The 23,707-nt window shown below is 57.6% G+C and carries 24 protein-coding genes; 11 read left to right on the forward strand and 13 right to left on the reverse strand.

Going from position 1 to position 23,707, the window contains the following annotated elements:
* Positions 1 to 12 precede the first annotated feature (12 nt).
* Complete coding sequence (locus OOT55_RS10815) at positions 13 to 234, reverse strand: hypothetical protein (protein WP_024461236.1); 222 nt, start codon at positions 232 to 234, stop codon at positions 13 to 15.
* A 223-nt stretch (positions 235 to 457) separates the two neighbouring features.
* On the opposite strand from OOT55_RS10815, the gene OOT55_RS10820 reads away from it, so the two are divergent.
* The gene (locus tag OOT55_RS10820) at positions 458 to 994 is read left to right on the forward strand and encodes a hypothetical protein (protein ID WP_265365885.1); all 537 of its coding nucleotides are present in this window, start codon (positions 458 to 460) and stop codon (positions 992 to 994) included.
* A gap of 28 nt (positions 995 to 1,022) precedes the next feature.
* Here OOT55_RS10820 and OOT55_RS10825 read toward each other — a convergent pair whose 3' ends face one another.
* The 4 genes from OOT55_RS10825 to OOT55_RS10840 all read right to left on the reverse strand — a co-directional run bounded on the left by OOT55_RS10825 (position 1,023) and on the right by OOT55_RS10840 (position 5,304).
* On the reverse strand, positions 1,023 to 1,247 hold the full coding sequence (locus tag OOT55_RS10825) for a DUF3565 domain-containing protein (RefSeq protein ID WP_265365886.1): 225 nt from the start codon (positions 1,245 to 1,247) through the stop codon (positions 1,023 to 1,025).
* Between the two features lie 13 nt (positions 1,248 to 1,260).
* A complete protein-coding gene (locus OOT55_RS10830) occupies positions 1,261 to 1,968 on the reverse strand; it encodes a succinate dehydrogenase iron-sulfur subunit (protein ID WP_265365887.1) in 708 nt (235 codons plus the stop codon).
* Between the two features lie 33 nt (positions 1,969 to 2,001).
* Positions 2,002 to 3,561 (reverse strand): FG-GAP repeat domain-containing protein, encoded by a 1,560-nt coding sequence (locus OOT55_RS10835; protein WP_265365888.1) that lies wholly within the window; start codon positions 3,559 to 3,561, stop codon positions 2,002 to 2,004.
* Positions 3,562 to 3,705: 144 nt separating this feature from the next.
* On the reverse strand, positions 3,706 to 5,304 hold the full coding sequence (locus tag OOT55_RS10840; RefSeq protein ID WP_265365889.1) for a BCCT family transporter: 1,599 nt from the start codon (positions 5,302 to 5,304) through the stop codon (positions 3,706 to 3,708).
* A gap of 293 nt (positions 5,305 to 5,597) precedes the next feature.
* Between OOT55_RS10840 and OOT55_RS10845 the strand changes: the two genes are divergently transcribed.
* Positions 5,598 to 5,804: a cold-shock protein gene (locus tag OOT55_RS10845; RefSeq protein WP_024461242.1), complete on the forward strand. Its 207-nt coding sequence runs from the start codon at positions 5,598 to 5,600 to the stop codon at positions 5,802 to 5,804.
* A 114-nt stretch (positions 5,805 to 5,918) separates the two neighbouring features.
* Here the strand turns inward: OOT55_RS10845 and OOT55_RS10850 are convergent, their stop codons facing one another.
* The 5 genes from OOT55_RS10850 to OOT55_RS10870 all read right to left on the reverse strand — a co-directional run bounded on the left by OOT55_RS10850 (position 5,919) and on the right by OOT55_RS10870 (position 10,706).
* Entirely contained in the window at positions 5,919 to 7,565 is a 1,647-nt protein-coding gene (locus tag OOT55_RS10850; protein ID WP_265365890.1) for an FG-GAP repeat domain-containing protein, read from the reverse strand.
* 128 nt (positions 7,566 to 7,693) lie between these two features.
* Entirely contained in the window at positions 7,694 to 8,344 is a 651-nt protein-coding gene (locus tag OOT55_RS10855; RefSeq protein ID WP_265365891.1) for an SCO family protein, read from the reverse strand.
* Between the two features lie 14 nt (positions 8,345 to 8,358).
* Positions 8,359 to 9,099: an SUMF1/EgtB/PvdO family nonheme iron enzyme gene (locus OOT55_RS10860; RefSeq protein WP_265365892.1), complete on the reverse strand. Its 741-nt coding sequence runs from the start codon at positions 9,097 to 9,099 to the stop codon at positions 8,359 to 8,361.
* Between the two features lie 12 nt (positions 9,100 to 9,111).
* Positions 9,112 to 10,248, reverse strand: a complete 1,137-nt coding sequence (locus OOT55_RS10865) for a multicopper oxidase domain-containing protein (RefSeq protein ID WP_265365893.1) — start codon at positions 10,246 to 10,248, stop codon at positions 9,112 to 9,114.
* Between the two features lie 38 nt (positions 10,249 to 10,286).
* A complete protein-coding gene (locus tag OOT55_RS10870; protein ID WP_265365894.1) occupies positions 10,287 to 10,706 on the reverse strand; it encodes a c-type cytochrome in 420 nt (139 codons plus the stop codon).
* A 254-nt stretch (positions 10,707 to 10,960) separates the two neighbouring features.
* On the opposite strand from OOT55_RS10870, the gene OOT55_RS10875 reads away from it, so the two are divergent.
* From OOT55_RS10875 to OOT55_RS10895, 5 genes are all read left to right on the forward strand, one after another.
* Positions 10,961 to 12,124, forward strand: coding sequence for a cytochrome P450 (locus OOT55_RS10875; RefSeq protein WP_265365895.1), 1,164 nt, complete (start codon positions 10,961 to 10,963; stop codon positions 12,122 to 12,124).
* A 182-nt stretch (positions 12,125 to 12,306) separates the two neighbouring features.
* A complete protein-coding gene (locus tag OOT55_RS10880; RefSeq protein ID WP_265365896.1) occupies positions 12,307 to 12,966 on the forward strand; it encodes a peroxiredoxin in 660 nt (219 codons plus the stop codon).
* 243 nt (positions 12,967 to 13,209) lie between these two features.
* Positions 13,210 to 14,517 carry a hypothetical protein gene (locus OOT55_RS10885; RefSeq protein ID WP_265365897.1) on the forward strand — a complete coding sequence of 436 codons (1,308 nt, stop codon included), beginning with the start codon at positions 13,210 to 13,212 and terminating at the stop codon, positions 14,515 to 14,517.
* Entirely contained in the window at positions 14,518 to 15,312 is a 795-nt protein-coding gene (locus tag OOT55_RS10890) for a hypothetical protein (protein WP_265365898.1), read from the forward strand.
* 27 nt (positions 15,313 to 15,339) lie between these two features.
* Complete coding sequence (locus tag OOT55_RS10895; RefSeq protein WP_265365899.1) at positions 15,340 to 16,137, forward strand: hypothetical protein; 798 nt, start codon at positions 15,340 to 15,342, stop codon at positions 16,135 to 16,137.
* On the opposite strand, the gene OOT55_RS10900 is transcribed toward OOT55_RS10895, so the two are convergent.
* Positions 16,134 to 17,492: an OmpP1/FadL family transporter gene (locus tag OOT55_RS10900; protein ID WP_265365900.1), complete on the reverse strand. Its 1,359-nt coding sequence runs from the start codon at positions 17,490 to 17,492 to the stop codon at positions 16,134 to 16,136. The genes OOT55_RS10895 and OOT55_RS10900 overlap by 4 nt on opposite strands.
* Positions 17,493 to 17,592: 100 nt before the next feature.
* Between OOT55_RS10900 and yghU the strand changes: the two genes are divergently transcribed.
* On the forward strand, positions 17,593 to 18,435 hold the full coding sequence (gene yghU / locus OOT55_RS10905) for a glutathione-dependent disulfide-bond oxidoreductase (RefSeq protein WP_265365901.1): 843 nt from the start codon (positions 17,593 to 17,595) through the stop codon (positions 18,433 to 18,435).
* Between the two features lie 12 nt (positions 18,436 to 18,447).
* Here the strand turns inward: yghU and sufT are convergent, their stop codons facing one another.
* Positions 18,448 to 19,014, reverse strand: a complete 567-nt coding sequence (sufT, locus tag OOT55_RS10910; protein WP_265368821.1) for a putative Fe-S cluster assembly protein SufT — start codon at positions 19,012 to 19,014, stop codon at positions 18,448 to 18,450.
* A 400-nt stretch (positions 19,015 to 19,414) separates the two neighbouring features.
* On the opposite strand from sufT, the gene OOT55_RS10915 reads away from it, so the two are divergent.
* The 3 genes from OOT55_RS10915 to rnk all read left to right on the forward strand — a co-directional run bounded on the left by OOT55_RS10915 (position 19,415) and on the right by rnk (position 22,279).
* Complete coding sequence (locus tag OOT55_RS10915) at positions 19,415 to 21,004, forward strand: MFS transporter (protein WP_265365902.1); 1,590 nt, start codon at positions 19,415 to 19,417, stop codon at positions 21,002 to 21,004.
* A 203-nt stretch (positions 21,005 to 21,207) separates the two neighbouring features.
* Positions 21,208 to 21,588, forward strand: coding sequence for a GreA/GreB family elongation factor (locus OOT55_RS10920; protein ID WP_265365903.1), 381 nt, complete (start codon positions 21,208 to 21,210; stop codon positions 21,586 to 21,588).
* A gap of 307 nt (positions 21,589 to 21,895) precedes the next feature.
* On the forward strand, positions 21,896 to 22,279 hold the full coding sequence (gene rnk, locus OOT55_RS10925; RefSeq protein WP_265365904.1) for a nucleoside diphosphate kinase regulator: 384 nt from the start codon (positions 21,896 to 21,898) through the stop codon (positions 22,277 to 22,279).
* Positions 22,280 to 22,321: 42 nt separating this feature from the next.
* On the opposite strand, the gene gdhA is transcribed toward rnk, so the two are convergent.
* Entirely contained in the window at positions 22,322 to 23,668 is a 1,347-nt protein-coding gene (gene gdhA, locus OOT55_RS10930; protein ID WP_265365905.1) for an NADP-specific glutamate dehydrogenase, read from the reverse strand.
* Between the last annotated feature and the right edge of the window lie 39 nt (positions 23,669 to 23,707).

Here is a 23,707-nt window from a genome sequence, read left to right on the forward strand (position 1 = left end):
GGCTGACGAGGGTCAATCCACCGGCCGACCAAGCTGTTTGAGCGCCACTAAGCGCGTGATGTAACTGATTTTGAGCAGGGTTACGAAGGGGATCAGACTGACATGTGCGGCCACCTGCCACGCCAGGGTCAGGCCATGATAAAACCAATAACCCATGGCCACCGCCCCCAACGAGAGGGCGATGCTCAGCACCATCCCCATGTGCGCCAGATTGAGAAGTTTGATCGGTTGCATGGCATACCTCCTGAGGTATAGACGGTTTTTCACGCCATAAGGATTGGCTCACCCTAAAGATTCATTTAATATACTACTTATAGTTTTACCACCCTCGGAGACCTTATGCAACCGCTTTCCGGTATCGCCAGCCACGGCCAGCGCCAGAACGGTGCTATCCTAAAAATCGGACCATAACGACAAAACAGCCATTATCGTTCGCTCAGAATCCTAAGGAGACCCCATGATCTTTAATCGCACAGGACTTCACGTCACCGCGCTTGCCGCGACACTCATTTTGACACCCTTGACCGCAACGTTGGCGGCCGAACCCGTCGGGCCAGAGTTGACCCCTAAGCTGCGCGGTCTGTTGATCAAGGAAATGCGCCAGATAGACCAGGCCATGCAAGAAATTTTCAGTGCCATTGTTAAAGGAGAGCACGAGAGGGTGGCCGAGAAGGGGCAGGCCATTCACGACAGCTTCATTCTGAAACAGTCCCTGACACAGGAAGACCGTCAGGACCTGAAGGCCGCTGTGCCTTCGGCGTTTCTTCAGATGGATGCTCATCTGCATGAGCTGGCCGCATCCCTGGCCGAGGCAGGTCGCTCAGAGGACACGCCTCTGCAACTGGATACGTTCACGAAAATGACGGAGGCCTGTATCGCCTGCCACAGCACCTACACCATCGACCGTTTCCCGGGACTGAAAGCTCCGGCCGTTCCCGCGGATTGGGTTGATGCTATCGACTCTGCCGGAGACACGTCACATCACGACCATTGATCGATGGTGCTGTTCGGTTTTTGGAGTCTTAGTTGTCTACCAAGCGTTGAGTATGATCCGTCGGCTCTCGGCGATCACACTTGACGCAATTGAGTCGGGTGCCAAGCATGGAAGCTCGCCCCATTTCAGTGGTAACCCAGGGGCGCTCCACCCAAGGTGGGTTGTGACGAACATGCTGATTGTGGCCGCAGGCCAGGCGCGCCACCCAGTGGTCTTCCTCATCTTTGTGGTAGCCGATGATCGGTTGCTCCATGAATGCTCCCGGGTTACACGCCGTTTTTCAGCAACAGCCGCTTGATATCGCTGATGGCTTTCATGGGGTTCAGGCCCTTGGGGCAGACATGGGTGCAGTTTCCGATGCTGTGACAGCGAAACACGCTGAACGGATCCTCCAGTTCTTCCAGTCGCTGTTTCAACCCTTTATCACGGGAATCGGACAGGAATCGATAAGCCTGCAGCAGTCCGGCAGGGCCAACGTACTTCTCGGGATTCCACCAATAGGAGGGGCAACCCGAAGAGCAACAGCCGCACAGAATGCATTCATACAGTCCATCAAGTTTGGCGCGATCTTCTGGGCTCTGTAACCGCTCTATGGCCGGAGGCGGGTCGTCGTTGATCAGATACGGATGGATGCGTTTGTACTGGTTAAAGAATTGTGTCTGATCCACCACCAGATCGCGAATGACCGGCATGCCCGGTAACGGGCGTAACACCAGCGTATCGCGCCGGTCGAGCACCTCCTCCACCGGCGTAATGCACGCCAGACGGTTAACGCCATTGATGCTCATGCCGTCAGAGCCGCACACGCCCTCCCGACAGGAGCGCCGGTAAGCCAGCGTCTGATCCTCCGCCTTCAGGTGTTCAAGCACATCGAGCACCATACGCGACCGGAATGGATCATCAATCGAATACGTTTGCATGTGCGGCGCTTCATCGTACTCGGGATGATAGCGGTAGATGGATACTTGAAGCATGGCGTCTACCTCTCTGATCGCGTGATTTTTCGGTCAATGTTCCGGCTTTTCGGGTTCATTACGGAATGGCGCTTCGAACCAATACAGGCGTGGCTGATCGGCGCTGGCGTCAACATCGCCGTGCCTATCCTGCGAGGTTCCGGTCATCACTCGACGCAACAGGTCCATGCGGAAGGCACCGGCGAGCACATCAGGGCGACCATTGCGGTTCAGGTCGGTGACAACCATCGGGACCAACCCGTGACGGTTACCGGCCAGCGGCCGTGAACGGAACGTCTCATCACCGTTATTCTCAAACCATACCATGGATTGTCGCCGAGGATCGTCCCAGTGGTTCACCCAGCTACTGACCAGGACATCCTGATGACCATCGTTGTTCATATCGGCAACCGTCGCCTTGGCCGCACCGTAGTACCTGCCAATGTTGCGGTACTGAAATTGCAAATCGCCACGATTTTCCAACCATTGAACGCCATGATACGGCTTGGGGTCGTTCTGGGTATCGAAGGCGTCGCCATTGGTCATCAACAGATCGGGCCGACCATCGCTGTTGAGGTCGGCCACCTGCAATTGGGTGAACCCGTACATCGGATGGGGGGCTCTTGCGAGCTCCATGGTGCGGTACTGCCCCGAACCTTCGTTGATAAAAGCGATCACGACTTCATGTTCCTGAGCCACCAGAGTGACCAGATCCTGCAGGCCATCGTCATTCAAGTCGGCCTGGACGATATTTAGGGCGCCACTGAGGCTCAGCAAATCGTGCCGCGCGAAGCGCCCGTTGCCCCGGTTCTCCAGCCAGAGCACACCGCCGATATCATTGCCGCCAAACACCGCCACAACCAGATCCAGGAGTCCGTCTTCATTGATATCCAGCACCTGCACATCCGAGATCCGGCCTAAACCGTCATAGAGCAGCCGGCGCTCAAACCGCCCCTTGTCATCTTGCGCCAGCAGAAACAGTTTACCCGCCAGGGCACCGCTCGGGGGTAACTCACCAAGATCGGCGACCACAATATCCTGCTGACCATTGCCCGTGTAATCCAGCACCCGAGTCTGAATGGGAAGGGTAAATTGTCCAAGCGTCGTTTCTCGCCATGGGTCCGACGCCGGGTGATTTGATGGAACCTCCAACAAGCGAACTTCGCCCGCATCGCCGTCGCTGACCAGAAAAGCCGCTGCCGCGTCACTGCCAAAGCGCTCTGGTGATACCGGCTGTAGGTTCAGTATTTGCGGCAGCCGCGATCGCTCTCCCACCACCTTTGCCGACCAGGCAGACGAGGCTGAGGATTCCGTATAAGGGAGGCGTGGCAACTGTTCGGGGCTTGAGCCGTAGTAAAGGGCTTTAATGTGTGGCACAACGTCAGCGGGAATCACCTCCTGACCGGTGCGCCGACGCCCCAAATCGACCATGGTGTCAATCACGGCCGGCCAGCTCCGCTTGGGTAACAAATCCGGCGAAGGCAGTGCATGGCAGCTACCGCAATAGCGCTCGGTTAACGCGACAATTTCTTCGACAGACTTTGGCTCCACCTGGCCTTCGGCCAACGCGTGCAGCGGCGCTAGCAAAGCCAACAGCAAAGTACAGACCGTCACTTGGCGCCTAGAGCGCACCGACCATGTCGTTTTGGTTGTGACGTATTTCGAATGAAAGCGTGTGGGTTGCATCGGGCCCTCCTGGCCAACAGCTAACCATAACCGCCGGTCCGACACACTACCCAGAATGGAGTACCGCGGTCGTCAGTCTTCTTTCACCGGGTCTTGGGTGTCGCCCGAACGGAATTCCTGAGCCCGGCGATCCGTGTCATCCAGCAACCGCTGAATGCGTTCTCGCATCAATGCTTCGTGCAACTCCATCTGCCGCTGTTCATTGCGCAGGGACTTGAGCAGTGACGCGGCCATAAACACCATCAGTACCATAAACGGGAAGGCCGCCACAATCGAGATGGTCTGCAGTGCGGTCAGGCCACCGCTCAGCAGCAGTACGCCAGCCACCAATACCTGAATAACACCCCAGGTCAGTCGCATGGGCCGGCTTGGCGAGAGCACTCCCCGGCTGGTGAACATGCCCAGCACAAAGGTGGCCGAGTTGGCCGAGGTGATGACAAACAACACTATCAGAACCAACACCAGTGCACTAACCCAACCCACCGCGGGAAGGAACTCAAGCATCTGAAACAGCGCCGAGCTCATCTCCCGGGTCACCGCGTCGCCCAATGCTGCACCTTCAAACAGCTCGAAGTACAGCGACGAGCCACCAAAAGTGGCAAACCAGAGCGTGCTCAGCAACACCGGCATCCCAATGACGCCAACCACGAACTCCCGAATCGTCCGACCTCTGGAAATACGGGCGATGAAGCTTCCCACGAAGGGCGCCCAGGACAGGCCCCAGGCCCAGTAAAAAATCGTCCAACGGGCCACCCAGTCCTCCCCCGTGTAGGGCGACATCACCAGGCTCATACCGATCATGTTGGAAAAGTAATCACCAATGGCATTGGTCATGGCGGCGGTGATGAAATCAGTGGGCCCGGCAAAGAAAACAAACACCAGAACGGCGGCGGCCAGCAGCATGTTGGCGTCACTGACATAGCGCACGCCACTTTCCAGAGGCGCCAGTGAGCAGAGTAAGAACACAATGGCCACCCCGGCCAATATGGCAAGCTGGGGCGTAGTGCCGAATGCCATACCAAACACCGAGCCCATGCCACTGTTGATCTGAATAACACCCAAGCCCAAGGTGGTGGCCACCCCGAACACCGTAGACACTACGGCTAACACATTGATGGCGTGCCCCCAGCCACCATCCACCCGGTCGCCCAGACTGGCCCGGAAGGTCTCGCTGATCAAGCCCGGGCGCTGCTGACGGAAGCGGACGTAGGCAATCGCGAGCCCCACGACGGCAAAGTTGGCCCACTGATGAAACCCCCAGTGAAACAGCGAGTACTGCATGGCCAACTCGGCGGACTCGGCGCTGCGCCCCTCGGCCATGCCCAGAGGCGGATTGACGTAGTGGGTCATGGGTTCGGCGACACCCCAGAACACCAGGCCAACCCCCATCCCGGCCGAAAAAATCATCCCCAACCAGGTAGGGTAGGAAAATTCCGGCGCTTCACCGTCGGACCCCAACCGGATGTTGCCACTACGGCCGGCCCCCAGAGCAATGCAGAACACCAGAAAACCGGTGGTGACAAACAGGTACAGCCAGCCGAAATGGCTGGTGGTGAAGGCCAGCGCCTGCTCTGAACCACTCGCCAACTGCTCTGGCCAGAAGATGCCGAGTACAACAAATGCACTCAACAGTGCCACCGATCCGTAAAAAACCCAGCCGGGTCTGTTCATAAGACGCTCTGCTTCAAAATTTCTGGGGGAACCAAGTGCTTGATCTGTAGCGAAAAAGCCTAACATGAGCCACTCAAATGACAAACGTAATGATAAATACGTTGACAGTCACCCTAAAGCCTGTAGGATGGCTCGGGTTAGGAAGTTCTGATTTATATTGTAAAAACCTGTTCGATCCCTGCCCGTAGCTAGCAACTCTGTCGCACGTCATCGTCCTGTCTTTTTAAGTAATAGAACCTTTTTAGCACCACCGGTCCATCAGGGCCACCATCAAATGATTTATAGGTACGATTATGTCAGTAGTTACTGGAACCGTTAAGTGGTTCAACGAAGCAAAAGGTTTTGGTTTTCTGGAGCAGGAATCCGGTCCGGACGTTTTTGCACACTTCAGTGCCATTGTCGGTTCAGGATTCAAAACCCTGGCTGAAGGCCAAGCGGTCAGCTTTAATGTGACCCAGGGTCAAAAAGGCCCGCAAGCCGAGAACATTCAGGCGATCTAAATCGTCTGCTGACACAGCCCGTCGCCGACAACCGAAGGCCAACGGATTGTGTTCTTTCAGGGGTTACCCCTGAATCAAAAACGGCGCCCTGTGAGGGGCGCCGTTTTTTTGTGTTCAATTTTCAATGGCACGGTTACGAATCAATAACAATCGATCGCTGGGTGCACGCTGATCCGCTTTCATCTTGTCGGTATCCATGGAGGGAATACCGTCTTCCACCCGCAAGAAATCCTTGAGGATATCCATACGGAACGCACCGGTGATGATATCCAGGCGACCATTGCCGGTGATATCGACCAACTCCAGTGGCACCACACCGCGGTATTCATCGCTGATGGGCCGAGGCTGGAATGTCAGGTCGCCGGTATTTTCATACCAGATCAGGGACTGCCGTTTTTCATCGTCCCAGTAATTGGTCCAGCTACTGACCACGATATCCGGATCGCCGTCGCCATCCATGTCCGCCACCGCCGCATTCGCAGCGCCATAGAAACGGCCGATGTCGTGGGCGGCAAACTGCATATTGCCTTTGTTTTCGAGCCACTGAACGCCGTGGTAAGGCTTGGGATCGGTTTGGGTATCGAAAGCATCACCATTGGTGAAGATGATATCCGGCTTCCCGTCACGGTTCAGATCCTCAACGGCCATACTGGTGGCACCAAACAACGGATGCCCGGCGCTGACCAGGTCGACGCGCTCAAACTCGCCTTTCCCCTGGCTGACGAACGCCACCAGGGTTTCATATTCTTGAGCGAGAAGTGATACCAGATCCATCCGACCATCGCCGTTCAAATCCACCGGTGTGATGTTGAGCGCACCGCTCAACCCGAGCAGCGGGCGCTTCTGATAATCCCCGCTTCCCTGATTTTCCAGCCAAAACACTTCGCCCATGCCATTCCCGCCGAAAACCGATACGGCGATGTCCAGATCATCGTCACCGTCCAGGTCTATTGCCTGCACATCAGTCACACGGCCAATGCGGTGAACCAACAAACGCTTTTCATAATGCCCATCTGGGCGCTGCGCCAGTAGAAAGATTTTCCCGGCCAATACCCCACTGGGGGCAAATTCACCGAGATCGGCCACCAGAATATCGTCTCGGCCATTTCCGTTGAAATCCACCACGCGAGCGGTGATGGGCAACTCAATCTCGGCAATGGTGGACTCACGCCACTGAGGTTTTTCACCTCCATCGGTTTGCAGCAGGCGCAACTCGCCGCGCTCGCCGTCGCTGACCAGAAAGTTGAACTTGGCATCATTGTCCAATGCCACCCGCTGGATATTGAGAATTTGCGGAATGCCAACCCCATCACCCACTCGCTCGGAGGACCAGCTCATGGCCGGATGGGGGTCATCAATATAGGGGAGGCTGGCCAACTGCTCGGGGCTGGACCCGTAATAGAGCGCCTTGATATGGGGCACGGCGTCCGCCGGGATCACGTCCTGACCGGTGCGGTTTTTGGCCAGCTCCACCATGGAGTCGATCACCCGCGGCCAACTGTGCCGGGGCAGCAGCGAGGGCGAGGGCACCTGATGGCAGCCACCGCAATAGCGCTGCGTCAGCGCCACCACTTGTTCGCGGGATAGCCGCTCTTCGGGCTGGGACGGGCCGGGTTGGGTCTGGGGTTGGGGTTGGACCTGGGCCAGCACCGGCGTTGACATTACCGCGCCAAGCACCAGCAGGCCGACCCGTAAGCGTCGGAGGATGCCGTGCCATTCGGCGGTGAAAACCAGTGGGTTCCTGAGGAGGGTTCGATGCATAACCGTAGTGCCGCTGTGTTTGTTGGGTCCCACAATGATAAACGGCTCCGACGACCTCTCCGGCGCCGTTTATCATTGTGAGGCCCAGTGTACACCAGGCCGGGGCACGACTGAACGCGCCCCGACGCTCAACGCAGACTGTTTACGGCTTCGGTGATCGGTTGGTTCAGCCCCTCCCGACGGTGGATCACCTCCCCGTCGGCATTGAGCAGCGCAATCACGTTGCTGTGGTCGTAACCGCCACTGGGGTTTTTCCGGTAGCGGATGCCCAGCAGCGCCGCCAGGGTGCGCACGTCTGCCGCCGAGCCGGTGGCAAAGTGCCAGGGCGCCTCCGTGGCCCGGAAGTTGTGGGCGTACTCATTGAGCACCTCGACGGTGTCATTTTCCGTATCGAAACTCACCAATAATAAAGTCACGCTGTCGCGCTGCTCGGCGGACAACCCCTGGTGGATGCGACGCACATCTTCCACCAGCACCGGACAAGCCGTCGTGCAACTGGCGTACATCATGGTAACAATCACCGGCTGTCCCACCAGATCGCTCAGGCGCAGCGTCTCGCCCCGGTGGGTCTGCCACGGGGCATTGAACTGATGCAGCGAGCCCTCCGGGATGACACTGGCCATTCCCAAAGGTGTATGGTGATTATGATGGCCGTGATGGTCGTGATGGTCGTGACCGCCGTGGTTCGCGTGGTCGCTGGCAAACGCCAGGCCAGCCAGCGCCGAGAGGCCCAGAGCGGCCAGCCAATGCGAGACCCTTGTGAAGCGGTTCATGTTCATTCAGGTATCCTCAATCAGGGGTAAACGCAGCGGAAGCCAAGGTTACTGGCGGTGGTTTCCGGGGCGTGGTTGCTGCGCATCTGGTAGCGCAGCAGGGTGGCGTAGTGAGCGCTGTCGTAGCGCAGTATGAGCCGGCCGGTATCACCGCAGGAACCACCGCCAAAATCCACCCGGTCGCCGTTGGCGAGCAGCAGCTGGTAGTCCTCCAGCCACTCGTTGACCGGGCCGATAAAGCCCGAGAGCCCCAACGCCCGATCCTCGAAGGCGGCCGGACGCTGCTCGCCGTACCACGCAAATACGGCATTGGCGTAGTCGTCATCCGACAGGCCATTCAGGCGCCGTATCAGGTCCACCAGATACTCCCACTGCACCAAACTGGGCAGGGTGCCGCCCTGGGCCTCACAGTAGGCCCGGGCCGCGTACCAGGACACCTGAACCACCGGCGCCTCTGGCGCTCCATCCGGGGTGACATCCGAGGACCAGCCGCGCAGGTAGCCGCCATCGTGAAACAGCCCCGCGACCGCCGAGCGACGCCAGTGGGGATGCGCCTCCACAAACGCCGCATAGTCCTCGCGGCTGACCGGGCGGGCATCCACCCGGAAGCTTGCCACCCACTCGGTGCGGCGCTCGCGATCGAGCAGCACCGGGTGTTCAAAATTGCCCTCCGGTACCACCACCGACTCGGCCGCCAGGGCGGTGACGGTGCCAGCCAACAGGAGCCCGCCCCACAACCATTGTTTACACCACCCTGACATCTCGCTCTCCTCTTACGGTGCCGGTGCGGCAATCAAGGCGCCGGCGGCGCCGCGCTCGGCGTCGTGGAACTCGTGATCCACCAGTTTGTACAGCCCGTCTTCCGGAACGATGAACTCCATCACCGCACCGTTACTGGCTCCCAGAAGTACGGTCTGCATACCGCGCCACTCGTTCTCCAGATTGCCCTCGTACCAGACCCGGTCAAAGATGGCGCCGATCACGTGGAAGCTGGAAGTGCCGTTGGGCCCGGCGTTCAGCACGTAGAGGCGCACCCGGTCACCTTTTTTGGCGCGTAGGGGCTGATCCATCAGTGCGGACACATGACCGTTAAAGGTCACGTGGCTGGGGTTGTTGGCCATGGCAGCCTGATGATCATAGATATAGGACTCGCCCACCTGCTGCAGATAGAACTCGGACTGGGTAATCACGTATTCGTGATCGGCTTCCGTGGGGTAGCCTTCTTTGGGGGAAACCACCACTGCGCCGTACTGCCCCATGGCGGTGTGCATCAACACACTGGAGGTCCCGCAGTGGTACATGTAAACCCCAGGATAGTTGGCCACCCATTCGAACTGGATGGTTTCCCCCGGCGAGATGCTGCGCCATTTATCATCGGCCGCCACGGTGCCACTGTGAAAGTCCATGGAGTGAGGCATGGGGGAAATGGCCGCCTCCGGCTTCTGGTAGGGGTTGTCCGCCATCTGCCGGTAGAAAGGCGCGGCGCCCTTGCCGGGCTCTGACACCAACACGGCCTCGTCAGAGCGGTTTTTCATGGTAAACACCACCCGGTCGCCCTCGCGCACGTGCAACACCGGACCGGGCACGCTGCCGCCAAAGGTCCAGGCGGTGTAACTCACGCCCGGGGCCACCTCCACTTTCTGGGACAGGGTGTCCAGCCGGACCTGATGGGTTTTGTTGCCGGCGTAGTCGAGCTTGGCCAAATGGGGGGAAGCGGTCATGGTATCGCCCACCACCGCATCGCCCCGGTAATCCTCACGGAACACTTCGGCCTTGGGCATGCCGTAAACCTTGCCCTCGACTTCAAACTCACCGGCGGTGGCCATGGGCCCGGCCTGAGAACAGCCTACCAACGCCGCCAAGGCACTCACGCTCGCCCCCAGGGCCATCATTTTCATCATCTGTTTCATCGTTAAGTTCTCTCTATCAATTAATAAAATGGGTACCGTTAACGCAATGCACTAATGTTGGCTTCAGATAGGGTCAAATCACTGCCGTTGAGATCCGACAGGATGTAGGCCACCAGGTCGGCAATATCCGAATCACTGATGTGGGCCATGGACGGCATCACACCGTTGTAGGATTTGCCATTCACGGTCAGCGGACCGGAGACACCCTTGACGATGGCTTGCGCGATGTAGTCGGGGTTGCCGGCCAGATTGGCGTTATCGGCCAGGGGAGGGAAGGCGCCAGGAATACCAGCACCGGCAGGCTGGTGACAGGCCTGACAATTCATCTGATAAACGGTTTTGCCATTGGCGGGGTCAGCGGCCTGGAGGTTGAGGCTGAGGCTCGCCAACGCGATCCCTCCCAACAACCAGCGACCAAAGAAACCACGGCGGGACAAGGAAAAGGCGGGACGATTCATGTAAACACCTCGATCTGTTACCGGGAAAATCGCACCTGTTACGATTTCCCACACAGCTTCATCAGACCAGAAATTCAGGTGCCACACTATTGCGCCGATGGGTTATTCGGCGCCCCTCTGAAATGCCCTATTGGGGGTAGACGATGGGGATTGGGGAGTATTCCCGTAGGCTCAAGCGGGTAAGCGCCGTAACATGGAGGTAACAACCCATGAGAGCAGCAATCCTGAACCAACACTTCCCCGGGAGGAGTTTCATGACCGATCACCGCCCGACCTACGATTGGGACCCTCGCAGCGACACGGTTCTGGATAACCCCGTCGCCAGCTTCGATGACATGCGCCAACGCTGCCCGGTGGCCCGCAGCGAGTACATGGGGTGGTCCGTGTTTCGCCACGAGGATGTGCTGGCAGTGGTGACCGATCATGAAACCTTCAGTAATCAGGTCTCGCAGCACCGCTCCGTGCCCAATGGACTGGATCAGCCCGAACACACGCCTTACCGCACACTGATAGAGCCCTTTTTTACCGATCAGCGCATGGCGTTGTTTGAGCCGGAGTGCCGCGACATTGCCGCCGAGCTGGCTCGAGCGATCGCCGGACGAAAGCAGGTCGATATTGTGACCGAGTTGGCGGAGCCCTTCGCCTTGCAGATCCAGTGCGCCTTTCTCGGTTGGCCCGACAGCCTGCAGGAGCCGCTGCGCGAATGGGCCCACGAAAACCACGAGGCCACGCTGGCCGGCGATCGGGAGGCCATGGCGGAAATTGCCCAGCGTTTCAGTCGCTATATTCACCAACTGCTCGAAACCCGACGTGAGCAGGGCGATTGGGCGCCGGAAGATCCCACCACGGACATCATGCGCAGTACCATCGATGGTCAGCCCATTCCCGAGGAAGACATCGTCAGTATTCTGCGCAACTGGACCGTGGGCGAAATCGGCACCATTGCCGCCTCGGTTGGCCTGTTGCTGAAATTTCTGGCCGAACATCCCGAACTACAGGCGGAGCTTCGCGATGATGTGGACAAAATCCCCGAAGCCGTGGACGAAATTTTGCGTATTCACGGCCCGCTGGTCACCAATCGGCGCAAAGCCACCTGCCCCGCCACGCTGCAAGGCCGCCAAATCGAAACCGGAGACCGGGTAACGGTCAACTGGGTATCAGCCAATCGGGATGAACGCGTGTTTCCGCAGCCCGACCAGTTCCGCTGGGGGCGCGACCAGAGCCAGAACCTGCTCTACGGTGCCGGCCTGCACGTCTGCCCCGGCGCACCGCTGGCCCGGCTGGAACTTCGGGTACTGATGGAGGAGTTATTACAGATCAGCGGCGCCTTTGCGCCGACGCCCGGCAAGGCACCGGTCAATGCGTACTATCCGGCCAGCGGTTACCAGCACCTGTGGTTGGATTTCGACGCAAGCTGACGCTGCGTACTTCGTTATAACCGAACGCTATGGATTAGACGGAAAGGTCATTTTACGACCGCCGGTGCGGCCTTTATCATCCCTTCTACTGATCGGCCGGTCAGGGCTTGTATTTGCCCGGTCCGGCCCCACTATCAATGGTTCCATTCCATCATTTGTGTTTGATCCCGAAAGGAGGTCTCATGGCCCTGCGTATTGGTAGCACAGCACCCGACTTTACCGCCCAAACCACCGAGGGCGAAATCAACTTCCACGAGTGGATTGGCGACTCCTGGGCGATCCTGTTCTCTCACCCGAAAGACTTCACCCCGGTGTGCACCACCGAGCTGGGCTACATGGCGAAACTCAAGCCGGAGTTCGACAAGCGCAACACCAAGATCATCGGTCTGTCGGTCGATCCGGTGGACAACCACGCCGCCTGGGCCAAGGACATTGAAGAAACCCAGGGTACCGCGCCCAACTACCCGATGATCGGCGACACGGATCTGAACGTGGCCAAGCTGTACGACATGCTGCCCGAAGATGAAAGCGGCTCTTCCGATGGCCGTACGGCTGCCGACAACGCCACCGTGCGCGCGGTATTCATCATCGGCCCGGACAAAAAGATCAAAGCCCAGTTGATCTACCCGATGACCAGCGGTCGAAACTTTGACGAGATTCTGCGCCTGTTGGAGTCCGTGCAGCTGACCAGCAAGCACACCGTTGCCACACCGGTGAACTGGAAAAATGGTGAAGACATCATCATTCCGCCGTCGGTCAGTGACGAAGACGCCAAGAAGAAATTCCCCGAAGGTTTCAAAACCCTCAAGCCCTACCTGAGAACGGCCAAGCAGCCGCAGTAAGGACTGACCGATGCGACCGGGGCCTTCGCGCCTCGGTCGTCCCTTCTCTAATTACCTTTACTTGCCTTTCAAAATCACGCCCAAAAACGTGAAACTGTTCTCAGTTTGCGCCCATCTTCTGTCAAAATCCGAGAAAGCGGCCCCTTCCCTTGCCAAATAAAACCTTTAGTGGATACACTTAGGTCGCCAGCGTCAGGATGCAATCCAAGGCCGATTCAGTTACAGGGTTAGAGGGAACCTACTATGAACATGAAACAACTCGCCACCCAAGCCGGTTTCAAGCAGGTGATGGGGTCAGAAACCACCGGTTACGTTTTTCTGTCCGAGATGACCGACGGCCGCGCCGGTCGCCGCATTTACATTCGCCCCGAACTCGCGCCCAAGTTCGCCGCCCTGGTCAGCGAATCGCGCGAGAACTTTGTCCTACACCAACTGCTGCAGCTGAGGGCCTTGGCCGGCGGCCTGACCTCCTACTCCAACCAGTCGGACGCCTCAGAACACAAAACGCAAATCGGCGATGTCACCGTGACCTATAGAATCTCTCAGGAATTGCGCGACGGCATGCAGCCCGGGGTGTTTATCAGTGATGTGAATGGGCCGTTGTTTGGGAGGGGGAATTTGCCGGGGTTGTATAAGGTGATTCGTCGGGGCAAAAACTGGCAAATAGAAGATCAGGGGAACGCACCCTCGTCAATTGACACAACAAACGCCAGTATCAACGGTCTGGCCGACAACCTACGTCAGGCCGCAGCGGAAACTATGCCTCCCATGGTAGAGAATGCCTACGGACAAGCCGGCGCCAATCAGACTCAACTGTACAACGAAGGCTTTACTCACTTCTACTACCCCCAATCCATCAAAATCAACGATGGGGAATGGAAAACGCCGGAGCAAAAGCAGTCCAATCACCAGCACTGTGCCAGTAAACTGGCTCGCGCACTGGTCGACGCCCAGAACCGGAGCCGAAAAGTTCAGTGGACCATTCACGGCGCCGGCAGCAATCTGCTTAAGTCTGCCCTCCAGCAGCTTCAAGACAAAAAACTGGACCAGCACGAAGTCATGCTGATGGCCCCCGGCCCCATAGTTGACCTATTACCTCTGATGCAGCGCACCGGCATGAACCTGCACTCCGACATAATGAAGTACTCCGAAGCCGAAATCAGCGTCAGCAAAAGCCGAAACACCCTTTGGGACGCCTCAAAAATCGCAAGCCAACTGCGTCGCTTTGGCCGGCAGCACGAGCAGAAAGCCGACCTTATTCAGCACCAGGTCTGGAAGAATGGCTTCATTTTCGTAGGGAAAACCTTGGTTAACCTGGCAACCTTGGGCGGTAGCACAATCGCCCAACAAGCGTTAACCCTTCCCAATCACGGCTTCAGAAATAGCCTAGCGTCCATAGGAAAAGTCGCAGATAACCGAGTAAACCCCCACCTCAACCCTCACCTATCAAGGGATGAAATGAACGTACAAGCGGCGAAACAAGCCGGCGGGTTAGCGAACTCCTACAAGGTCACGTTTAAAGAGCTGATCAAAAAGGTAAGGAGCGCGTAAATGTTAGCCAAGCTTTTTACCAAGGATCCTATGAACCTGCGCGGCCCGAATGTCCAGAAAGCGCCAGCGACGACCTTTTCCTTATCCGGATCAAAGCTAACCTTCAAGTGCCCGCCGCAAACCGCTAGCATCCCGGGCATTTTTAAGGGGGGTGATTTTGACTTTGAGCGGGATACCGACGAGGAAATAGGAGACCCCCACAACCGCTATGAAGTGTTGTTTAAAACCGGCTGGGACTTTGAAGATGGCTGGTGGAAGGGCATGACCTATGGCGGCCTCTGTACCGGTGTTTTTATTATTCATAACAACAGGCGTCTTTCGGCAGAGGAATCCCTTTTCAGACCTGACAATTTGGTACAGCACAGTCTCGATCTGGCGCGCGCGGCGTATATCCGATCTAGCGCCAGCTCAGCCCAAGTCGATGACAGCCAGATCACTGAAGATGATATCAAGACCAAACGATATTGGCGCGAGCAGTTTCCGGAGTCGGCGGCGGATATAGAGCTTCTCACGATCAACGGCGTTCAATGGGCCACGTTTGAGGCCTATTTCCCGGAACGACCGGCCGAGGTCTACTTTCATGCGGCCGTTGGGAACAACAACCTATTGAGGTTCATTTTCTCTCAAGACGCCTATGGCGGCATTGACTTCTTCGGCTCAGACCACAACCTCAAAGAAGCCTGCCATAACCTGATTCAGGAAATCATGGGCACGGTTACTCTGGAGCTATCGCCCAAGGCTCAGCAGCAAAAGGATGAGGTCATCGCACGTTTTGGGAATGACGACGTCGTTTAATTTCGGGACCAGTGACAAGGAAGCGCTATGAACCCATTACGGTGGCTAGCCTCGCGACGAGCGGTGTCGGTGCCTCAGACTTTGGCGGACGCCTGCGGGTTCCCCTGCCTTGAGGGCGCGGCTCGGTTTGAGATTGATTTGCGCAACGGCTGGCTCGGCATTGCCGACCCCACCAGCAACCTGACGCCAGCAGACTATTGGAAAGGCTGCGCACGGGACCGCCGGCCCTTTGTTAACGCCCGCTCCGGGGCGGAGTTTTCCGAGAGTCCCCTTACCGGTCGCTACAGCTGCATCCTGTATGAGACAGGCTGGGCGCTCCCGCTCGACGCCGAGCCCACAAGGCGCAAGGCCGTGCTGAAATTCACCCTTCTGCTGGAGCGGCCCGCCCGCGTAGAGCGCGACACATTCCCGGATTTGACCCAGGAGGGGCAATTGTCATCCTGGCTGACGCGCTGTTATCGGGACCGAAAACAGTCGTTTGATCAGATGGCGGTGGACGTGCTGCCCGACGGTACCCTCGCGATTGACGAGCACCCACACGAGCAGAGAAATTACCATGAGGATGAGCTGCCGCTGCAGAGGCTATACCAGCCGGTGTACGGTCACACGGCGTATCGGATCTTTATGCACCCAGGCGTTATTGAGTACTCACTATCTCGCAATCCCAAAGAAATCGTGCAGCTTCGCTTTCAGCTCTCCCCTCAGGGGATAGAGCCACTGTCGGAAGCGATAAAGCAGAACACACAAGCCTTTTCACTCAGCGTGCTGCAATCGCTCACGCTGAGTGAAAAGCCCAGGACTAAAGCTCAGCTGGATGCCAGTTAAAATGCCCAGTTGATTTGCGCGGCCAGGATATTGACCGAGCTGTCGAAGCTGCCTTCCAGAGTGTAGCTTCCGCCCAGAGGGGTGGGCTCAGTGCGCTCCAGTTGAGCGTCATCCACCAGCAGGTGAGCGTAACTCACATCCATGGTGACCGAATCGAATACCTGGAAGTTGGCGCCGACGGCCAACCAGGTACGATCTTCATCCGGAATTCTCGGACTGACAAACTCCGGATCGGTTTGCGGCGCCTCGTCCTGCGCCACACCAAAACGCAAGGTGAAGGTATCCGTTAACGCCGCGCTGGCGCCCAACGCCAGGCGAAGCGTGTCATCGTAACGCAGGTCCAGTGTGGCCACGTTCTCGCCGTTATCAACATTATCAACCGCAATGGTCTGAATGCTGCTCCAGCGGGTCTGCGCAATGTCCGCGTGCAGGGTCCACACATCATTCAACTGTTGCGAACCACTCAGGGTGATGGTATCCGGCAGCTCCGCCCCTGCGGTGACCGGACCTTCCAGCCCGGTCAGAGCGCCGGCACATAAAGTACCGGTGGTCGGTGCCGGTGGCGCGCCGGTAGGCGAACCCGCGCCGGGTGCACAGGCGGCGTTGAGTTCAAAGGCGGCACTGCCATCGAGGGTAAAATCCCCACCCTGACGCCAGATCAAACCCAACTGTGTTCCCGGGGCCGGCGTCCACAACACGCTGGCATCGAACACGATATCGTCATCGTCCCCTTCAATGCTCGCACTACTGTCGGTGGCGGGATCCGGGCTGGCACCCAAGGTGGAGTCAAACTGGCTTTGCAGGGTGACATCGATCATCTGATAGTTGATCCCCAAACCAAAGGCGATCTGATCGTTCGGTGCCCAGGCACTGGTGAGGTTCAGGTTGGTGACTTCCAGCTCACTGAAGGTGGCATCGTAGCGCCCCGGCCACTCGGTCCCAAAGTCACTGGAAAGGCCAAAGGGGCCGCCCGCGCCCAGGCCCAGGGTGAACTGCTCGGATACCGGAACGACCCAATAGGCATTGGGAATAAATCCGGTTTCGTCGGTGGTCCCACTGCCTTGCACGGGCACGGTGTTACCCTGAATGACGTAATTGCTGCCGTCGTTGACGAAATCCGCTTCGGTGAGCACGACGTTTCCACCCAGGGTCAGGTGCTGACCGTCCAGACGTGCCATGCCCGCCGGATTGAAGTAAACCGTAGAGGCATCGGTAATATCCGACGCAGTGCCGGCAAATGCCTTGCCCATATGGGCCGGACTCTGCTCAAGCAACTGGAATGAAGACGCCAGGGTTACCGACGGCAAACTCAACAAGGACAGCGCAAAACAGGCGCGGAGCGCTTTTTGATCCATGGTATTCTCCTCCTGCGTACAGTGGTTATGTGTGTCAACGTTATCGAACTGTAGTGTAGCAGTTTCAAAACGCAAGCAACCGATCGTAAATGGAGGAATAATGAGCGAGCACTCGTACACCCCACCCAAAGTCTGGACGCCAGACACATCGGCCGGCGGTAAATTCAGTGGCATCAACCGCCCCACAGCAGGGGCCCGTTTCGAGCGAGCGCTACCGGTTGGTAAGCACCCACTGCAGCTCTATTCACTCGCAACACCCAACGGCGTGAAAGTGACCATCATGCTCGAAGAGCTGCTCGCTCGCGGAATTTCGGGAGCGGAATACGACGCACACTACATCGACATCATGGAGCAGGATCAATTCTCCAGTGGTTTTGTGGCGGTTAATCCCAATTCGAAGATACCGGCCATGGTCGACCACAGTACCGATCCGGTCACACGGGTATTTGAGTCCGGTTCGATTCTGCTTTACCTGGCTGACAAGTTTCGCGCATTTATTCCCGACAGCATCGCGGGCCGCACCGAGTGTCTCAACTGGCTGTTTTGGCAGATGGGCAGCGCACCCTTGTTGGGCGGCGGGTTTGGTCATTTTTACGCCTACGCGCCGGAGCCTTACGAGTACCCCATCAATCGTTTTACCATGGAAGTTAAACGTCAGCTGGATGTGCTCGATCGCGAACTGGCGGACAAAACCTATTTGGCGGGAGAGCAGTACAGCATTGCGGACATGGCCATTTGGCCGTGGTATGGCGAACTGGTGTTGGGGCGCCTGTACGATGCCGGCGAGTTTTTATCGGTGGATGAGTATCGACACCTGAAGCGGTGGGCGCAGGCCATCGATCAGAGGCCAGCCGTGCAGCGCGGGCGCAAAGTCAATCGCACCTGGGGCGAACCGCACGAGCAATTGCGCGAGCGCCACGACGCCGCGGATTTTGATGGGTAGGGATACCCGACCCTAGAAAAACATGCCCGTTTCCAACTGAGCTTCTTCACTCATCATCTCGCGCGTCCAGGGTGGATCAAACACCAACTGGACGTCGCTGGATTGGACATGGGGCACTTCCGCCAGGCGCCGCTTGATATCATCCACCAGCACATCGCCCATGCCGCAACCCGGTGCCGTCAGGGTCATCTCCACAAACACATGGCCGCGTGACTGATCCACATCCATTTTATACACCAGGCCCAGGCTGACGATATTCACCGGAATTTCCGGGTCGTACACCATGGACAGCGCCTTCCAGACCTGATCTTCATCGATACGGCCGTCCTCACGCGCTTCGAATTCAAGCGCATTGGAGGTCAGGCCGATGGCGTCGGCATCTTTACCGTCGATACGAATCAAATTGCCGTGGTACAGCAACGTGTAGCTGGCCCCTAATGCCTGGGTAATCGCCGCCTCGGCGCCTTTGGGAATCATCATATCGTCGCCGGAAGGCACCAGCTTGGCCGGGCATTCCCGTTCGAATTCGACCTCCCGCCCCTGAGCACTCTGGGGCTTCTTGGCGTTGGGGGCCCGGATGGTGATCTGCTTCTGCTCGCCTTTTTCCTGCAGGCCGATTTCCAACCCCTTCAGGTAGGGCAGGCTACGCTTGTCGAGAAACAGCTTCAGATCACCCTCGTACACTTCCAGGTCGGTTTCCGACTCCTCGCCCGGCCGGCAGTACGCCAGGCAGGTTTCGGCGCGAGGGGTGCCGGCTTCCACCACAAAAATCCTGGCCGCATCCACACCCTGGCTGCTGAGCAGCTCAATCAGGTAATCGCGGGCCGGCTCGGAGATATGAAAACTGGGCTGCATAAGATGCTCTCTGGATACACATTATCAACAACCGTTATGCTACCATCAAAGTCAATAAAGCTAAATACCTGAGTAAAAAACTCAACTATTAACCGCCGTCACCGTCCGTCGTTGAGGTTCTCCCATGCGGTTTTACCATCCACTGGCATTCTGGTTTGGGTGTGCTGGCATCACCCTCGGTGTGCTGTCGCACATTCCCATGTTTCTGCATGCTGCCCCCATGGGCTATCAGATGGCGGGCATGCCCATGAGCACCACAATGCTGGTGGGCATGGCGCTGATCCCCCTCGGACTGCTGTGTTCCGCCTACGGCGTGGTGCCCCGGGTGAGCGAGCTGCGCCAACAGAGCGACCCGCACCTGCAATTCCATGTGGCCGACCAGGTACCGCTAAACGCGGAGCACTGGAAGTTGGTCATGGTTCTGATGATTGCCGTCACGGTGGACGTCATGAAGCCGGCCACGCTCGGCTTTGTCATGCCCGGCATGTCCATAGAATACGACCTGAACAGCCAGTCCGCTGGCGTCCTGGCAGTCGTCGCCCTGACCGGCACTACACTGGGGTCGATCTTCTGGGGTATGGCGGCAGACCGCTTTGGCCGACGGGCCGCGATTTTGCTCTCCGCGCTCATGTTCATCGGAACCGCAATTTGCGGCGCCATGCCCAGCTACAGCTGGAACCTCGCCATGTGCTTCCTCATGGGGCTATCGGCCGGGGGCTTGCTGCCCATTACTTTTGCCCTGATGGCGGAATCCGTGCCGGCCAGGCACCGAGGCTGGTTGCTGGTCGCACTGGGCGGACTGGGCACCACGGCGGGCTATCTGGCCGCCGCAGGATCCGCCACCCTTCTGGAGCCGCTGTTCAGCTGGCGCATTCTGTGGCTGCTCGGGTTACCTACCGGGATGATCGTCATACTGTTGAACCGGTATATTCCGGAATCCCCTCGCTACCTGGCCAGTCGGGGCATGACCCGCGAGGCCCGTCAGGTACTGACGCGGTTTAGTGGCGCCCAACACTCGGAGCAGAATGTGGTGGTCGAACCCGAGCCCGATACCGGCCACGCCACCCTCAAAGACCTGTTTCGCGCGCCCTACACCGGCATTACCTGGGGCTTGACCACCGCCGGCATAGCCTGGGGGCTCGTCAATTTCGGATTTCTTCTCTGGCTGCCCACCAACCTGTACAGCCTGGGGCTTGCCGAGCACGCCAATTCCCTGGTCGCCAAGTCTGCGTTTTTTGCGCTGCCAGGCGTAGCACTGGTGATCTGGCTTTACCACCACTGGAGCTCCATCGGCACACTCACGCTGTTTACTTCCCTGACCGCTGCCGCCCTGGGGGTCTTCGCCCTGAGCGCCGCCATGGGCTGGCTGACGGTGGAGATACTGACGGCCTGCACCGCACTGCTGCTCATGAGTGCCAGTGGCATCATCGCCATGCTGATTCCATACGCCTCGGAGATTTATCCAGTGCATCTACGCGGCACCGGCTCAGGGCTGGTCGCCGCCAGTTCCAAGCTGGGCGGCATCGCCGGTACCCTTCTGGGGGTCGCGGGCCTGCTGGATTTTCTCTCCTGGTCCGCACTGGTCATCGCGGCACCGCTACTGCTGGCCGCCGCACTGCTGTTTATCGGTGGCATTGATACCCGCGGCCTGCGTCTGGAAGACGTGCAACACGCGTTGACCGCGAAACGCCGAAGATCCCAAACATACCGTTGACTTTTATTTTCGTTGGGGTAACCTCAAAGCAACGTCATTTTGAAAAACACAGGATTTTCGTGAACAACGTACTGGCGCAATTTCTGATGTGGAGGCTTGCCCCCATCTTCCCCTCTTAACCGAGTGCTAACGCTCAGCACTCGGGCATACCCTATGTTACTCACAACCGATTCATCCATCGCATTGTAGGCCAGGAGTCTGCCATGTGTAATACTTCACGCCAGGAGCTGCTGGGCTCCTTGAGACGGCGTGCGCAAGATTTTTACATCACCCGCCCCTGGGGCATGGATATTGAGCCGGTCACGTTATCGTACTTATTTGATCTGGCTGGCAAACCAAACAACCTTGAAGCCGTTGATGTCGAAACCGTTTCGATCAACAGCGAGGTAGAACTGATTGACCTGCAGGAAAATCAGCCTTGCACCCTCGTAGTGGTGGCGCCCCAAGAGAGTGTTCCGGTCGAAGGCAGAGTGTCTTTTCTCTCTCCTCTCGGCGCCGCGCTCATGGGCCGCAAGCCGGGCGATACCGTTACCGTCAAGGTGTTTGGGGCAGTCCTGAGATACCAGATCGCAGCGATCAGGTGACACACTGATTTTCCGAGCCCCCACGACGGAGAACCGCGGGGCGCAGAAAGACACATTTAAGGGGGTGATTCAATTGCATGCTGGTTCGTGGCACTGCCACGTTTTCTACGCCGATGTGTGGCCAACCACACAAACAACCATCAGCTAGAGGACTACTCGCATGTCTCGAAACGAAAAGAAACAGGCCAAGCGTACACTGAAAGAAAAACGTGCGGCAAAACGCGACAAACGTCAAAACAACAGCAAGGAGTAGTGTTGCCGCCAGGGATGGCGCACTCTTTACCTAACATTACCATGAGGAATTTGTATGGCATCGAAACCGAAAATTACGCTGACCAAAGAAGTCTATGAGAGCTTGTGGAAACTGTTGGAATCGGTTCCCGAGGACACCATCACCAATCAGCTGGAAGAAGAGCTAGAGCGGGCGAAAATTGTGACACCGTCCAAGCTTCCGGACGATGTGGTGACCATGCACTCGCAGGTGACGTTTACGGTTCAGTCGACCGGAAAGACGTTCACCTATACGCTGGTGTATCCCACCGAGCTGGACAGCACGGAGCACAAGTTGTCCATTTTGAGCCCCATTGGCAGCGCCATTATTGGCCTGAAACAAGGGCAGGAAATTGACTGGCCGATCAGTAAAACCCAGCGCACCACCGTGAAAGTTGAAGCGGTCAGCCGAGCAGACTGACGACCGGTGCCGAGCACCGATCGCCAGCCCGTTTGGCGTACGTCAAATAACGCCAAATGCCAACATGGCATCCGCCACATGGCGGAAGCTCGCGATATTCGCGCCGGCTACATAGTTACCTTCCATATCGAACTCACGAGCGGTGTCGTAGCAATCTTTATGGATATTGGTCATGATCTGCCGCAGTCGGCTTTCAGTGTGCTCGAAACTCCAGGCATCGCGGCTGGCATTCTGTTGCATTTCCAGCGCTGAGGTGGCTACGCCACCGGCGTTGGCGGCCTTGCCTGGACCATAAGCAATGTGATTCTTCAGGAAGCAATCAACCGCCTCGGGTGTGCTGGGCATGTTGGCGCCCTCTGCCACCGCAATACAGCCGTTTTCAATCAGTGTCTGTGCTGCTTGCTCGTCCAGCTCATTCTGGGTGGCGCAGGGGAAGGCCAACTCGCAGGGAATATCCCAAATGTTGCCTTTTTCACGATATTCGGCGTCTTTGTGTTGGTCGGTATACGCCTGAATGCGGGCACGCTGCACCTCTTTGACCGCCTTCAAGGTTTCCAGATCAATACCGCGCTCATCGTAAATAACGCCCGAGGAGTCTGAACAGGCCACGACCTTGGCGCCAAGCTGCTGGAGCTTCTCAATCGCGTAGATCGCCACATTGCCCGAACCGGATACGACACAGGTTTTACCGTCCAGGGACTTGTTGCGAACTTTGAGCATTTCCTCAGCAAAATACACCACGCCATAACCCGTGGCCTCTTTGCGTACCAGCGCCCCACCCCAGGTGGGGTTTTTGCCTGTCAGCACGCCGGATTCATAGCGGTTGGTAATACGCTTGTACTGGCCGAAAAGGAAGCCAATTTCCCGAGCACCGACACCAATGTCTCCCGCAGGCACATCGGTCATTTCCCCGATATGACGATACAGCTCGGTCATGAAACTCTGGCAAAAGCGCATGATTTCGTTATCGGACTTGCCCTTGGGATTAAAGTCCGAGCCACCCTTACCGCTACCGATAGGCAAGCCGGTCAGGGCATTTTTGAAGGTTTGTTCAAAGGCGAGAAACTTGATGGTGCCCAGCAGCACGCTGGGGTGGAAGCGCAGCCCCCCTTTATAGGGGCCCAGCGCGCTATTGAAGCCAACCCGGAACCCCCGGTTGATATGCACTTCGCCCTTATCGTCCTGCCAGGGCACACGAAAAATGATCTGCCGTTCGGGTTCGCAAATGCGTTCAATGATTTTCTGCTCAGCGTAGTAAGGGCGCTTCTCGAGCACCGGCGTCAAGGTTTCGATCACCTCCCACACCGCCTGGTGAAATTCGGTTTCTCCAGGATTACGGTTTTTGACTTCTTCGTAAATTTTTTCTATTCGTTGTTGGGCATTTACCATGCGCGTCTCCAAAACTGATATAGGCCGGGGGCGAGCGAA

It is taken from the genome of Marinimicrobium sp. C6131 (genome assembly GCF_026153455.1).
GTDB lineage: Bacteria > Pseudomonadota > Gammaproteobacteria > Pseudomonadales > Cellvibrionaceae > Marinimicrobium.

Bases quoted from the DNA above. Each gene is read 5' to 3' on its own strand.
- OOT55_RS10815 (WP_024461236.1), bottom strand. From the start codon at position 234: ATGCAACCGATCAAACTTCTCAATCTGGCGCACATGGGGATGGTGCTG.
- OOT55_RS10820 (WP_265365885.1), top strand. From the start codon at position 458: ATGATCTTTAATCGCACAGGACTTCACGTCACCGCGCTTGCCGCGACA.
- OOT55_RS10825 (WP_265365886.1), bottom strand. From the start codon at position 1,247: ATGGAGCAACCGATCATCGGCTACCACAAAGATGAGGAAGACCACTGG.
- OOT55_RS10830 (WP_265365887.1), bottom strand. From the start codon at position 1,968: ATGCTTCAAGTATCCATCTACCGCTATCATCCCGAGTACGATGAAGCG.
- OOT55_RS10840 (WP_265365889.1), bottom strand. From the start codon at position 5,304: ATGAACAGACCCGGCTGGGTTTTTTACGGATCGGTGGCACTGTTGAGT.
- OOT55_RS10845 (WP_024461242.1), top strand. From the start codon at position 5,598: ATGTCAGTAGTTACTGGAACCGTTAAGTGGTTCAACGAAGCAAAAGGT.
- OOT55_RS10850 (WP_265365890.1), bottom strand. From the start codon at position 7,565: ATGCATCGAACCCTCCTCAGGAACCCACTGGTTTTCACCGCCGAATGG.
- OOT55_RS10855 (WP_265365891.1), bottom strand. From the start codon at position 8,344: ATGAACATGAACCGCTTCACAAGGGTCTCGCATTGGCTGGCCGCTCTG.
- OOT55_RS10860 (WP_265365892.1), bottom strand. From the start codon at position 9,099: ATGTCAGGGTGGTGTAAACAATGGTTGTGGGGCGGGCTCCTGTTGGCT.
- OOT55_RS10865 (WP_265365893.1), bottom strand. From the start codon at position 10,248: ATGAAACAGATGATGAAAATGATGGCCCTGGGGGCGAGCGTGAGTGCC.
- OOT55_RS10870 (WP_265365894.1), bottom strand. From the start codon at position 10,706: ATGAATCGTCCCGCCTTTTCCTTGTCCCGCCGTGGTTTCTTTGGTCGC.
- OOT55_RS10875 (WP_265365895.1), top strand. From the start codon at position 10,961: ATGACCGATCACCGCCCGACCTACGATTGGGACCCTCGCAGCGACACG.
- OOT55_RS10880 (WP_265365896.1), top strand. From the start codon at position 12,307: ATGGCCCTGCGTATTGGTAGCACAGCACCCGACTTTACCGCCCAAACC.
- OOT55_RS10885 (WP_265365897.1), top strand. From the start codon at position 13,210: ATGAACATGAAACAACTCGCCACCCAAGCCGGTTTCAAGCAGGTGATG.
- OOT55_RS10890 (WP_265365898.1), top strand. From the start codon at position 14,518: ATGTTAGCCAAGCTTTTTACCAAGGATCCTATGAACCTGCGCGGCCCG.
- OOT55_RS10895 (WP_265365899.1), top strand. From the start codon at position 15,340: ATGAACCCATTACGGTGGCTAGCCTCGCGACGAGCGGTGTCGGTGCCT.
- OOT55_RS10900 (WP_265365900.1), bottom strand. From the start codon at position 17,492: ATGGATCAAAAAGCGCTCCGCGCCTGTTTTGCGCTGTCCTTGTTGAGT.
- yghU (WP_265365901.1), top strand. From the start codon at position 17,593: ATGAGCGAGCACTCGTACACCCCACCCAAAGTCTGGACGCCAGACACA.
- OOT55_RS10915 (WP_265365902.1), top strand. From the start codon at position 19,415: ATGCGGTTTTACCATCCACTGGCATTCTGGTTTGGGTGTGCTGGCATC.
- OOT55_RS10920 (WP_265365903.1), top strand. From the start codon at position 21,208: ATGTGTAATACTTCACGCCAGGAGCTGCTGGGCTCCTTGAGACGGCGT.
- rnk (WP_265365904.1), top strand. From the start codon at position 21,896: ATGGCATCGAAACCGAAAATTACGCTGACCAAAGAAGTCTATGAGAGC.
- gdhA (WP_265365905.1), bottom strand. From the start codon at position 23,668: ATGGTAAATGCCCAACAACGAATAGAAAAAATTTACGAAGAAGTCAAA.